The organism is Kribbella albertanoniae (assembly GCF_004348455.1).
Lineage (GTDB): Bacteria > Actinomycetota > Actinomycetes > Propionibacteriales > Kribbellaceae > Kribbella > Kribbella albertanoniae.
The window spans coordinates 1-11,888 of record NZ_SMKA01000033.1 but is presented as its reverse complement, the minus strand read 5'-3'; the positions used below and the strand labels follow the sequence as shown (position 1 = coordinate 11,888).

12 protein-coding genes are annotated in these 11,888 nt (G+C 66.2%); 7 read left to right on the top strand and 5 right to left on the bottom strand.

What is annotated here, in order from left to right; all coding sequences use genetic code 11:
- Nucleotides 1-3: 3 nt before the first annotated feature.
- Genes E1261_RS10855 through E1261_RS10845 form a run of 3 tightly spaced genes read right to left on the bottom strand, consistent with a single transcriptional unit; the run spans nucleotide 4 to nucleotide 2,609 of the window.
- Nucleotides 4-519 carry an MSMEG_0572/Sll0783 family nitrogen starvation response protein gene (locus E1261_RS10855; protein ID WP_132405417.1) on the bottom strand — a complete coding sequence of 172 codons (516 nt, stop codon included), beginning with the start codon at nucleotides 517-519 and terminating at the stop codon, nucleotides 4-6.
- An 18-nt stretch (nucleotides 520-537) separates the two neighbouring features.
- Nucleotides 538-1,356: an amidohydrolase family protein gene (locus E1261_RS10850; RefSeq protein ID WP_132405415.1), complete on the bottom strand. Its 819-nt coding sequence runs from the start codon at nucleotides 1,354-1,356 to the stop codon at nucleotides 538-540.
- Nucleotides 1,356-2,609, bottom strand: a complete 1,254-nt coding sequence (locus E1261_RS10845; protein WP_132405413.1) for an MSMEG_0569 family flavin-dependent oxidoreductase — start codon at nucleotides 2,607-2,609, stop codon at nucleotides 1,356-1,358. The genes E1261_RS10850 and E1261_RS10845 overlap by 1 nt, the downstream gene beginning before the upstream one ends.
- A 224-nt stretch (nucleotides 2,610-2,833) precedes the next feature.
- Here E1261_RS10845 and E1261_RS10840 point away from each other — a divergent pair, with 224 nt between their 5' ends.
- Nucleotides 2,834-3,760, top strand: a complete 927-nt coding sequence (locus tag E1261_RS10840; RefSeq protein ID WP_132405411.1) for a S8 family serine peptidase — start codon at nucleotides 2,834-2,836, stop codon at nucleotides 3,758-3,760.
- Here the strand turns inward: E1261_RS10840 and E1261_RS10835 are convergent.
- On the bottom strand, nucleotides 3,757-4,296 hold the full coding sequence (locus E1261_RS10835) for a carboxymuconolactone decarboxylase family protein (RefSeq protein WP_238176133.1): 540 nt from the start codon (nucleotides 4,294-4,296) through the stop codon (nucleotides 3,757-3,759). The genes E1261_RS10840 and E1261_RS10835 overlap by 4 nt on opposite strands.
- A gap of 68 nt (nucleotides 4,297-4,364) precedes the next feature.
- Between E1261_RS10835 and E1261_RS10830 the strand changes: the two genes are divergently transcribed.
- On the top strand, nucleotides 4,365-4,667 hold the full coding sequence (locus E1261_RS10830; protein ID WP_238176132.1) for a winged helix-turn-helix transcriptional regulator: 303 nt from the start codon (nucleotides 4,365-4,367) through the stop codon (nucleotides 4,665-4,667).
- Between the two features lie 33 nt (nucleotides 4,668-4,700).
- On the opposite strand, the gene E1261_RS10825 is transcribed toward E1261_RS10830, so the two are convergent.
- Nucleotides 4,701-6,923: an RICIN domain-containing protein gene (locus E1261_RS10825; protein WP_132405409.1), complete on the bottom strand. Its 2,223-nt coding sequence runs from the start codon at nucleotides 6,921-6,923 to the stop codon at nucleotides 4,701-4,703.
- 112 nt (nucleotides 6,924-7,035) lie between these two features.
- Between E1261_RS10825 and E1261_RS10820 the strand changes: the two genes are divergently transcribed.
- The 5 genes from E1261_RS10820 to E1261_RS10800 are packed head-to-tail and all read left to right on the top strand — an operon-like array spanning nucleotide 7,036 to nucleotide 11,770.
- Nucleotides 7,036-7,467: an RpiB/LacA/LacB family sugar-phosphate isomerase gene (locus E1261_RS10820; protein WP_132405407.1), complete on the top strand. Its 432-nt coding sequence runs from the start codon at nucleotides 7,036-7,038 to the stop codon at nucleotides 7,465-7,467.
- A 52-nt stretch (nucleotides 7,468-7,519) separates the two neighbouring features.
- Complete coding sequence (locus tag E1261_RS10815; protein ID WP_132405405.1) at nucleotides 7,520-8,536, top strand: Gfo/Idh/MocA family protein; 1,017 nt, start codon at nucleotides 7,520-7,522, stop codon at nucleotides 8,534-8,536.
- Nucleotides 8,536-10,029: an ABC transporter substrate-binding protein gene (locus E1261_RS10810; protein WP_132405403.1), complete on the top strand. Its 1,494-nt coding sequence runs from the start codon at nucleotides 8,536-8,538 to the stop codon at nucleotides 10,027-10,029. Before E1261_RS10815 ends, E1261_RS10810 begins: the two co-directional genes overlap by 1 nt.
- The gene (locus E1261_RS10805; RefSeq protein WP_132405401.1) at nucleotides 10,026-10,937 is read left to right on the top strand and encodes a carbohydrate ABC transporter permease; all 912 of its coding nucleotides are present in this window, start codon (nucleotides 10,026-10,028) and stop codon (nucleotides 10,935-10,937) included. Before E1261_RS10810 ends, E1261_RS10805 begins: the two co-directional genes overlap by 4 nt.
- Nucleotides 10,938-10,939: 2 nt before the next feature.
- Nucleotides 10,940-11,770 carry a carbohydrate ABC transporter permease gene (locus E1261_RS10800; protein WP_132405399.1) on the top strand — a complete coding sequence of 277 codons (831 nt, stop codon included), beginning with the start codon at nucleotides 10,940-10,942 and terminating at the stop codon, nucleotides 11,768-11,770.
- The last annotated feature ends 118 nt before the right edge of the window (nucleotides 11,771-11,888 follow it).

Here is an 11,888-nt window from a genome sequence, read left to right as displayed (position 1 = left end):
CCCTCAGAACATGTACGTCGAGTTGATGATGGAACCCTTGCGGGCGTAGTGGATCAGCGCGTCCTGGACGTCCAGCGGGTGCGTCGGGATGACGCCCTCGATCAGGTCCTCCTCGCGCGCGCCGTGCAGCGACAACCCGAACCGGCAGCAGTAGACCTTGCCGCCCTCGGCGATGAACGTCTTCAGCGAGTCGTTGATGTTGTGCTCACCGGGGAACGCGGAGTTGCCGGTGGTCGGGAAACCCCGGGTGGCCAGGCAGTTCAGCGAACCAGGACCGTAGAAGTAGATCGCCGACTCGAAACCCTTCCGCTGCGCGCGGGTCGCCTGCAGGATCGCCACGAAGCTCACCGAGGACTCGTGGGCGATGCCGTGCACGAGGGTGAAATAGGTTTCGCCCTCTTCGGCCTGGTAGTCGGGGAACACCTTGGTGCCCCCGTAGATGCTGGATCCCTGCGGCAGCGAGGGGTGCGGGATCTCGCCGAGGCTCTTGGTCTCGAGTTCGGTCAGTTCGGCGGTCATGATGTTCTCCCTTGATTCTCAGTGATATAGGTGTTCGAAGGTGCGGTGGAAGACCAGTTCGCCGAGCTCCCCATCTCCCATCGCGGCGTGCATCCGGGCCAGTTCGCCCGCGTGGTCACCCCAGGGCTGATCGCTGGCGAACAGCACCCGGTCGTGACCGATCCCGCGCCGCTCGATCTCCGCGGCCAGCCAGCCCGGGGCGAAGCCGATCGCCCAGGACAGATCGGTGTAGAGCTGTTTGCCGGCTCCGATCCAGTCGAAGAACCGGCCGCCGATCAGCTTGATGTGCCCGCTCATCCCGCCACCGAAGTGAACGAGATGCAGCCGGACGTCGTCGGCGTACTGGTCGACCAGGTGACCGACGTGGTCGATGTCGGAGGCCGCGCCCGGCGACGTGTGCACATGAACGACGAGATCGTTGTCCCGGGCAACTGTGAAGATCTCGTCCAGGGCCGGGCGAACATCCGTGCCGGTCGGATGACCGCCCAGCAGGAAGCTCAACTTGAGCGCCCGGACGCCGGGCTCGGTGGCGAGCGTGAGTGCCTTGGCCGTCAGCTCGGCGTCCTGCGGTCGCGGAGAGACCCAGAGTCCGGCGCGGATCCGGTCGTCCCGGGCCGCGGCCTCGACCACCAGTTCGTTGAACCCGAAGGAGACCGCCACATCCGGTACGCCGTAGTTCGGGATCACCAGCGCCCGTTCGGTGCCTTCGGCATCGAGGTCGGCGATCAGCTCGTCGATGGTCGCGCGGGCGGTCACGTCCGGGTTGACCGGCGGGCCGCCGTAGAAGGGATAGGCGGGCAGAACTCCGAGGTGCCGGTGAGCGTCGGCGACGCGCATCAGGCCACCGTCCGGCGGGGTTGTCCGGCGAGCCAGTGGAACTGCATCTCCGCGATCCGCTCCACGACGTACTGCGCATCGTCCCCGACTCCGCCGAACCGGCCCGAACCCCAGGTGTGCTGCCAGGGCAGCCCGATGAAGTACACACCGGGCACGCTGGTCACGCCGCGATGATGCGTCGGGTATCCACGGCCGTCGAAGACCGGCAGCCGGATCCAGCTGTCCTCCCGGCGGAATCCGGTACTCCAGACGATCGCTCCGATCCCTTGCAGGTCAAGGGATTCCGGCACGTCCGACGGTTCCCAGACCGGCCGGTACCGCGGCTCGTCCGGAGCATCGATGCCCTGGGCAAGGATGAACGCGTCGATCGAATCCTTGATCCCCTCCGACACCGCGTCCGCGTGGTCCAGGTTCGTCCGCAGATCATCGGCGAACCGCAGCGTCGCCGGATCCGCGTCGACGAGCCGCCCATACAGCCGCATTCCTTCCAGAGCGAACTTCCGCAGATCGATGTTGCGGCCGCCGTCCCGCCCGGTCACGTAGTGGTTCACCCGGAACCGGATCGCGTCGGCATCGTCGAACTCGTCGATCCCGCGCCGGTAGTACCCCATCCGGTCCAGCCACGCGACCACGTCCAGGCCGCGATAGACCCGCGCCACGCGCGGCGCCGTACCGGTGACGAGGTGAACCTGGCGGCCGGCCAGGTGCAGGTCTTCCGCGATCTGGCAGCCCGATTGTCCGGTGCCGACCACGACCACGTCACCGTCGGGTAGCTGGGCAGCGTTCTTGTACTGCGAAGAGTGCAGCTGGTGAACGGGGAGTCGCTCGGCCAGTGCCGGGATCCACGGTTGCTGGTACGGACCGGTCGCCACCACGATCTGGTCCGCCGTGATCGTGCCTGCGCTCGTGGTCAGCCGGAACCCCGGATCCAGTTGCGTCACCCGAACGCCCTCAGCCAGCGGAACGTCGTACGAGCGGGCGTAGTCCTGCAGGTATCCGACGATGTCGCCGCGCACCATGAAGCCGTCCGGCTCGGAGCCGCCGTACGGGAAGCCTGGCAGGTTGCACTGCCAGTTCGGCGTAACCAGGCAGAACGAGTCCCACCGCCGGCTCCGCCACTCGCTGCCGACCCGGTCGGCCTCCAGCACCACATGGTCCACACCGGCCCGCACCAGGTGCCAGCTCGTGGCGAGACCGGCCTGACCACCACCGACCACCGCGACGGCGAAGTGCCTTCCGTCCCTGAGCTGCATGTCATCCAGTGAAGGACCGCCCGATTGCCCCGTCGTTGCCGCCGGAACAAACTCGCGTTTCCAAACCGACGGCACACGTTTCGCGTGGGTAACCACGAAACGGCACGGCATACGGACGAATCGGGCCTTCGGTTCACCGGATTTGACCAGTGTTCAAACGTTTGCGGGGCCTGTCGGCAGCAACCAGGCTCGGGGCTTTCCTTCCAAGCCCAGGAGGCAACGAGATGGCAAGATTCCCTACCCTGCTGATCGGTACGGCGCTCGCCGCGGTCACCCTGCTCGCCCAGTCCCCGGCGTACGCCGCGGGCAGTCAACTGAATCCGAGTGGCGCGCTGGATCGGATCGATCAACGCGATCGGCCGCTGGACAAGTCGTACAGCTGGACTGCGTCCGGGGCCAACGTCCGCGTCTACGTACTCAGTGAAGGCGTGAGCACGACGCACACCGACTTCGGTGGCCGAGCGACGCAGGGGGTCGATCTGGTCGGCGGGACCACCGGGTGCGGGCCGATCGGAACCGGAGTGGCCGGGCTGGTGGCCGGCACCAAGTACGGCGTCGCAAAACAAGCGCAGATCGTCTCGGTCCGGACCTTCCGGTGCAATGTGCTGCCGACCGCCGACCGGGCGCTCGCCGGGATCAACTGGGTCACTCAGAACGCGGTGAAACCCGCAGTCGCCGTACTGCCCTTTGCCATCGCCGCCGACCCCGCGGTCGACGCCGCGGTCGCTCAGTCGATCCAGAGCGGTGTCACGTGGGTCGTCAGCGCAGGCAACAACGGAACCGACTTCGGCGCCGACGCGTGCAACTACTCCCCCGCCCGGGTTCCCGGTGCCATCACCGCGACCCAACTGGACCTCACCAACACCGGCAATCCCAAGGAGCAGCTGGGCGCCGGCCAGAACCGCGGCCGCTGCGTCGACCTCGCCGCACCGAGCGGAACGACCGCGGTCGGCGGCGGCAGCGACGAGAATCCGTGGGGCATCCACGGCGGCCATGTCGGCGTCACCGCCGGCGCCGCGGCCAAGCTCCTCGAACAGAACCCGACCGCTTCCCCGGCCACGATCCAGCAACTACTCAACGACAACGCCACCACCGGACGGCTCGGCACGGACACCCTAGGCACCCCGAACCGCATCCTCTTCACCAACTAGCGCCGGACCGGGAAGGTCGCGGCCCAGGGCTCGAGCGGCAGGCGGGCCGCGTTGATGAGGGTCGCGATCGACCGGTACCAGCCAGTGAGCAGCACCAACTCGATCACCTGCGCATCGCTGTAGCGGGTGGCCAACGCCGACCGGGTCGAGTCCGACAGCGTCGCCGCGTCGAGCAGCTCGTCGACCGCGTTCACCAGAACACGATCCGGCTCCGGTAAGGCATCCCCCATTGCCAGTACGTCGTACTCGTCGCGACCGAGCCCGGACGAGCCGGCGAAGAACGTGGCATGAACGCCCCATTCGTACTCGGCATCACACGCAGCCGTGGTCCGCGCGATCACGATCTCCCGGTCCCGCGCCGACAGGAGACCGTGGTTCAGCAGTCCGGAGGCGAACGGCCGGATCCGCTCGGCGAGCTCGGGATGAACAGCGAACAGCCGGAACAGCGCCAGCGGTTCGAGACCGCTGTCCGGCGGCATCAGCTTGGCCAGCAGTTCGGCCACTCGCGGTTCGTACGGCGGATCGATCGGTCGCATCGGCGCACTCCTCGTAGTGATACAGTTTCTGTATCATCAACTCTACGCCTCCGAAACCAGGCCGTCCCGTGCGGAATTCCAGCACCGGCCGGCCGATCATGGCTGCCCTGGACCTCCTCGGCCGCCGCTGGATGCTGCGCATCCTCTGGGAGCTCCGCGACGGTCCAGTCGGGTTCCGCGACCTCCGCACCCGCTGCGACCAGGCCTCCCCCACAGTCCTCAACACCCGCCTCACCGAACTCAAAGAAACCGGCATCGTTACCCAGAACGAAACCCGCGCCTACCTGCTCACGTCACTCGGCCGCGAGCTCTACGAATCCCTAGAGCCCTTACAGCGCTGGGCAAACCACTGGGCCGCCGAGATCGAGTGAACAATCGCCGGCGGCCCAGAGGTCACTGCTCAGCTAGGGATAGTTGACCCATTGGGCCACGTTGGTTGATGAGTTGGACGGACCACCGGTGTTGTTGATGACGTGGGCGATGGTGCCGACGCCGCCCAGCGACACCGTGACCATGTTGTGGAACTTCACGTTCGGCTTGTTGGGGACTTCGAAAGCGCGTTCGGCGACGACGGAATTGTTCGCATTGAAGAAGCAGTAGCTTCCCAGCCCCCAGGCCTCGTGGGTCGTGACCGCGTCGGCGACCTTGTACGCCGCATAACCGCGGGTGGATCCGTTCATCCAGGCAGCCTGGTTGGGCGGATCGTAGGGCATCTCGTTCTGGTAGAAGTACGTGCGGCCGCGTTCGCCGTTCCAGATCGTCTGGTACTTCTGATAGTGCTCGACGAACAGCCCGTACGCCGTGACGTCGTCACCGTTCACCACGAGTCCCGTGTCAGCCGTATTGGTCCCCCAGCCGACGCCGATCGAGTGGTCACCGCGCCAGAGCCAGGCGTGATCGAGGATCACGTCGTCACTGTTGATCCGGAGCGATTCGGTGGCCTTGCCGACCGCGGAGCCGCCGATCCGGAAGTAGATGTCGTGCAACGACGTCGGGTTCGCGCTGTGATCGGCGGACGAGTTCGACGCGCCGAGCTCCATCAGCAGCGGCGAGTTGGTCGGGGCCGCATCGATCAGCAGGCCGGCGATCTTCACCCCGTCCACATCGGCGACGGACATGGCCGACGTACCGTTGGTCGGCATGATCGTCGCCAGGCCGAGACCGAGGACGACCGTGTTCGCGCGGTTGACCCGCAGCGTGTCGCTCAGCCGGTAGACGCCGGGCGTGAACAGCAGATCCTTACCGGCCGCCAGCTCGGCGTTCAGCGTGGCCGCGGTGACACCGGGCTTCGCGATGTAGAACTGGCTGATCGGTAGCGACTGACCGGCCGGCGTACCGTTCGCCCAGCCGGGGCCCGCCGAGTTCGACTTCAGTGCGGGGACGAACACCTGGTACGCGCCGGCGCTGTCGACGTACAGGTACGGCTTCTCCCGGATGATCGGGGTCTGCGCGACCTTCGTGTACGGCGGGTTCGGGAAGCTGCCCGCGGGAGCGTTCTCGGCGCCGACGAAGACCATGTTCCAGTTCTGACCGGTCCAGCTGCCCCAGCGAGTGTTGCGCGACAGCCACTGCTGCTGGCTGCCGGACCGCACCTGGCCGTCGACGATCGTGTCGGCCATGAAGCCGCCGCTCGACCAACCGCCGTCGTCCAGCGCCAGGTTGCCCTTGAGGTGCATCCGCCGGTACGCCGACGCCTGGCTGACCGCCCAGCGGTCCAGCCCGCCCGGCGGGGTAACCGTGAGGCCCTCGGCGCCGCGCCAGAAGTTGTGCGTCGCGTTCTGCGGTGGGAACCAGTCGGCCTCGACATGGACAGCGCCGTTGATGTTCACGCTGCCCGGGGTGAGGCCGAGACCGGCGACCTGGGTGAAGAACCCGACGTTCGCGCTGACGTTGTAGGTGCCCGGCTTGAACAGCAGTGCGTACCGCTGCTCGCCGTACTGGTTCTCCTCCTGCTGCTGGAAGACCTGGTCGAGCCGCGACTGGATCTGGCTGGCCGGCATCGACGGGTCGAAGATGGAGACGTTCGGGCCGAGGTCCGGCGTACCGGGGTCCGGCGGTGTGTCCACGGAGGTGATCCTGAACGATTGGGCGGCGCTTCCGTTGCAGGTGAACTGCACCAGCTGGACGCTGTCCGCGGTGGAGGCAGATGGTACGTCGAGACACTTGCCGCTGTGCCGGTTCACCAGGTGGTAGGCGCCATCCGCCTCCTCGACCGGCAGCCACTGCTGGTTGTTGCCACCGCCATACGCCCACAGGTGGACGAGGGCGTTGTCCGCCGTCGACACGTTGGAGACGTCGACCACCTGGGCCGGCGCGGTACGCACGTTGACCCGCACATACCCGCCACTGGTCGGCTGGAACTGCCACTGCTGGGCGGTGCTGGCGTTACAGGTGTACTGCTGGACGACGGTGCCATTCGCCGTACCGGCGGTCCGCGTGTCGACACACTTGCCGCTGTGTTTGGCGGCCACGGTGTTCCAGCCGGTCGGCGAGATAGCAGCCGTCGCGGACGGCGGGTCGACCAGCGTCAATCCACCGGCGACGAGACCGGCCAGCGCCGCGGCAATCACGACGGTACGCCGTCGCCAGGCGCGCGGCGGCGGACGGAGTGGGGCGGCTCCGGGCATGAGAACTCCTCGGTTGGGGCGGCAGAGGTGCGCTCAGGAAAGCGGATTCCCCGACTTAATTCAAGACCTGACCGAAGTTCCGGAACTAACCTCCCCGAACTAAGGTCACAGCATGCGGATCTCGATCTCGTCGGATATGGACTTGCCCGTCGCGCAGGCACTCGGTGCCGAACTGGCCAAACGCGGGCACGCGGTGACGGCGTACGGCGCGCTCATGCCCGGCAGTGATCCACAGTGGGCGGTCTGCTCCGAGGCCGCCGCGCGCGATGTCGCCAACGGCGCGGCGGACCAGGCGATCGTCTGCTGTTGGACCGGCACCGGCGCATCGATCGCCGCGAACAAGGTTCCGGGTGTGCGGGCCGCGCTGTGCACCGACGCCTACACCGCCGACGGCGCACGGCAGTGGAACGACGCCAATGTGCTCGCGCTGAGTCTCCGGCTCACCTCCGAGCCGCTCCTCGAGGAGATCCTGGATGCCTGGTTCGCCGGGACCCCGAGCGTTGACGAGACCGATCGGATGAATGTCGAGCGCGTCAGCAAGTAATACGCAATCATTCCATTGACACGTTCTCCCGGCCGTCCGCAAACTCCAGGGCATGACGGCAGAGAATGGACTGAATTCATTCCATAAAAGGAATGAAGTTCGCGTCGGACTGGTCGGCGCCGGCAGCGTCGCCGCGGTGTACCTGGAGGCCGCGGCGGGTCTGCCCGGGGTCGCGATCACGGCGATCTGCGACGTACGGCGGGATGCCGCGCAGGCGCTCGCCGGACCGCTGAATGCCAGTGTGTACAGCGATCACCGGGCCATGTTTGCCGCCGGCAACCTCGATGCCGTCATCATCACCTCCCCGCACTCGCTGCACATCCCGATGGCCGAGGACGCGGCCGCCGCAGGTCTGCACGTGCTGATGGAAAAGCCGATGGCGACCACCGTGGCCGATTGCCGGAAAATGATCAAAGTCTGTGCCGATGCCGGTGTTCGACTGGCTATTGGTAATCTGCAGCGATTTGTCCCGGCGGTCCGTCAGGCGAGCGCCATTCTGCGCTCCGGGGAACTCGGCCGCCCGTTGCTGATCACCGAGCGGCGCGCGGTCCGGTACGACCCCGAATCCCGCCCGGCCTGGTTCTTCGATCCCGAGCTCGCCGGTGGCGGAATCATGATGAACATCGGCGGCCACAGCATCGACAAGGCGCAGGTGCTGACCGGCGAACAGGTCGTCGCGGTGAACGCGCGGATCTGGCGGCGGCCCGGGATCGCCGTCGAGACCGAAGCCTCCGGCGTGATGGAACTGTCCGGCGACATCCAGCTGACGTTCTCGATCACCAGCACCGGCCTGCCTCCGCAGGACGAGACCGAGGTCGTCTGCGAACACGGCGCCCTGCGCCTGTCCCACACCGGCGGGCTGTGGATGTTCCGCGACGGCAAGTCCGTCCACCTCCGGGACCGGACCGGCCACGACGAGATCGTGTCCGCCTTCCGCGACCAGCTCGTCGATTTCACGGGCACCGAGCCCCCGAGCGTTACCGGCAAATACGGCTTGTCGGTCGTAGCCGCCGTACAGGCTGTTTATGACTCAGCCGCCGATCGATCCCTGCAGCGAACGGAGTACTGATGAACCTGAGCAGCATTGCGCGGGCGGCTTTGGCCGCTGGGCTCGCGATGGCAAGCCTCGCCGCTTGTAGTGGCAGCGGCGCCAAGTCGGACAGCGACAACGGTGTGGTCACCATCAAGTGGCAGGGCTACAGCCAGGAGCGGCTGGAGTTCTACCGGGAGGCCGCGGCCGAGTTCCGCAAGGAGTTCCCGAACATCAACGTCGTCCCGGAGGAACTCGCCGAGGCCGACTACAAGCAGGCGCTGCCGCTGAGCTTCCGGAGCAAGAACTCCCCCGACATCTTCACCTACACCTGGCCGGCCGCCGGTGAGTACTTCGAGCTGGCCGATGTCATCGGCAACAAATGGGCCGCGCCGCTGGACGACTCCGTGCTCCCGGCCGACTTCCGCTCCCGCTTCCGCGACACCTCGAACCTGATGGAGCCGATCTACAGCCAGGGCGGCAAGATCTACACCACGCCCCGGCCGCCCGCGACCGGCACGATCGGCTTCGGCTACATGTATTTCAACAAGGACGTGATCGCCAAGGCCGGCCTGACCGGCAAGCTCCCGGCGACCTGGGCCGAGTTCACCGCCGCCTGCCAGACAATCAAAGAGAAAGCCGGGGCGAGCTGTCTCGCCCAGTCGACCCAGGGCCCGGACGAGATCGAGCGGCTGCTCACGACGTTCGTCGGGGTGAACAAGAAGGGCTACCGGCCGAGCAAGGTCTCCCTGCAGACCGGCAAGTTCACCGAGACGTCCGACCCTGCGTTTGTCGAGGCGCTGCAGTACATCCGGTCCTTGTACGAGCGGCAGTACGTGTTCCCCGGCCAGTACGACAAGATCGCCGCCCGCCAGGCCGTCGTCGGTGGTAAGGCCGCGTTCTACTTCGACGGTGGCTGGATGTCGTCGGTCTTCCCGCAGACGTTCAAGTTCAAGAACTTCGGGGTCGCGCTGCCGCCGGCCAAGACCACGGCAGCACCGGGCGGGTACGCCGGCCGGATCGCCCAGGGACCGCCGTTGCCCGAACTGTTCATCAGCTCGCAGAGCAAGCACCCGAAGGAAGCGACCCAGTTCCTGGAGTGGATGACCCGGCCCAAGGGCTGGTTCTCGGAACACTTCACCGCCAAGGGCTTCGACCTGCTCCCCTGGATCGACCCGGCCGACGCCGCCAAGTGGCTGCCGAAGGAGAACCTGGCCCGCGAGCTGCTGCCGCTCGATCCGAAGGTGCACGTCCTCGCTCCGGTTCCGGCGCTCAAGTGCCCGGACCTGGCCAAGTCCGAGGCGATGAGCAAGGTCGACCGGATCCAGGAGAACCTCGTCTACAGCACGGTGAACAAGTACCTGCAGAGCGGCGGTGACTGGCCGGCGCTGGCCAAGAGCATCGAGGACAAGCAGAACAAGGTCTTCGAAGCCCAGCTCAGCAAGGAAGCCGCGTCCGGACTGAAGGTTTCGACCGACTGCTACGCCGAGCCCGATTGGGACGGTCTGACGCCGTTCAAGTTCACGAAATGAACCGCCGTACAGACGTCGGGTGGATCTATCTCGTGATGATCCCGTTCATCGTGCTGTTCCTGGCCTTCACGGTCTGGCCGCTGGTCCGGACCGTGCAGTTCAGCCTGCACGACTTCGACGGGATCGGCGCCCTCGGCGACTCACCTGGTGTCGGGCTGGACAACTACAAGGCCGTCCTCACCGACTCGTTGTTCGGCAAGGCCTACGCCAACACCTGGGCGTTCACGATCGGGCAGACGCTGATCAAGCTGCCGCTGTCCTTCCTGATCGCGCTGCTGTTGACCCGCCCGTGGCTGCGGTGGCCGGCGTTCTTCCGGACCGTGTTCTTCCTGCCCTGGCTGATGCCGGCGTCGATCGTCGCGATGGTCTTCGGCTACCTGCTCAGTCCCTCCGACGGCGCCATCAACCAGTTGCTCACCGCTCTGCATCTGGTCGACCAGCCGATCGACTTCCTCCGATCCGGACCGATCGCATTCAGCACGATCGCGGTCATCTCGACCTGGCAGATCATGGGGCAGTACGTGATCTTCTGGATGGCCGCCCTCCAACTGGTTCCGCAGAACCTCCTGGAGGCCGCCGAGGTCGACGGCGCCGGAGCACGCCAGCGGCTATGGCACATCACCCTGCCGCTGGTCCGGCCGATGGGCATCGTGATCGCGTCCCTCGGCCTGATCTGGTCGCTCGGTATCTTCGACTGGATCCAGATCCTGACCTCCGGCGGCCCCGGCACCGATACGTACGTCATCAACTACTACGTCTACGAGATGGCCTTCGCCCAGGCCCGGCCACAGTTCGGTACATCGAGCGCCGCGGCCTTCGTCTTCGGGATCACCGTGCTGATCGTGTACGCGCTGGTCGGCAAGCTCGTCGGCCGGGCCCAGCTCAAACGGAAGGAATACGGGGTCTAGTCATGCGCACCCAACGATGGACTCCACGCTCGGTCCTGCTGGTCGCCGTACTGCTGGCCGTCTCCTTCATCTATCTCTACCCGTTCCTGTGGCCTGTGTTCTCGTCGTTCAAATCCTCCAACGAGATGTACACCGCAGGCTTCAAACTCTGGCCCGAGCACTGGACAACCGAGAACTACAGCCGAGCCTGGACCACGGCGAACTTCAGCCGCTACCTGTTCAACTCGGTCTTCTACAGTACGGCGAGCACCGCCATCACCGTGATCTCAGCTGCCCTCGCGGGCTACACGCTCGCCCGCTACAGGTTCCCCGGCAGCCGCCTGATCGGGATGATGATCCTCGCCTTCCTGTTCATGCCAACGGCAACGAGTGTGCTGCCGGTCTTCGAACTCATCCAGACGATCGGCCTACTCAACACCGTCTGGGGAGTCCTGCTAGCCCTCACCGGCGGCGTCGGCTTCAGCACCCTGCTCTTCCGCGGCTACTTCAGCGCGATCCCCCAGGAACTCTTCGACGCCGCCGCAATCGACGGCGCCGGCTTCTTCCGCACCTTCCGCCTGATCTTCCCGCTAGCCAAGCCGATCATCGCCACCACCGCGATCCTCGGCTTCACCTCCAGCTGGCAGGAGTACTTCGTCCCCCTCATCTTCACCCTCGGCGACCCCAACCTCCGCACCGTCTCAGTAGGCCTCCGAGCCTTCACCCAGCAATACAGCGTCGACCTCTCCGGCTTCGCCGCCGCCGTAACCCTCTCGATGCTCCCGATCGTCGCCGTCTTCCTCTTCTTCCAGCGCTACTTCATAGAAGGCCTAGCCGGCGCCCTCAAAGACTGACCGCCCCCACAACCTCCGAAGGATCGGAGGGCCCGTCTCCGGTCGTTCGGACGCTAGCCCCGGCCCCCACCTAACGTCCGAAAGAACGGAGGACCCGCCTCCGGACGCTCGGACGTTA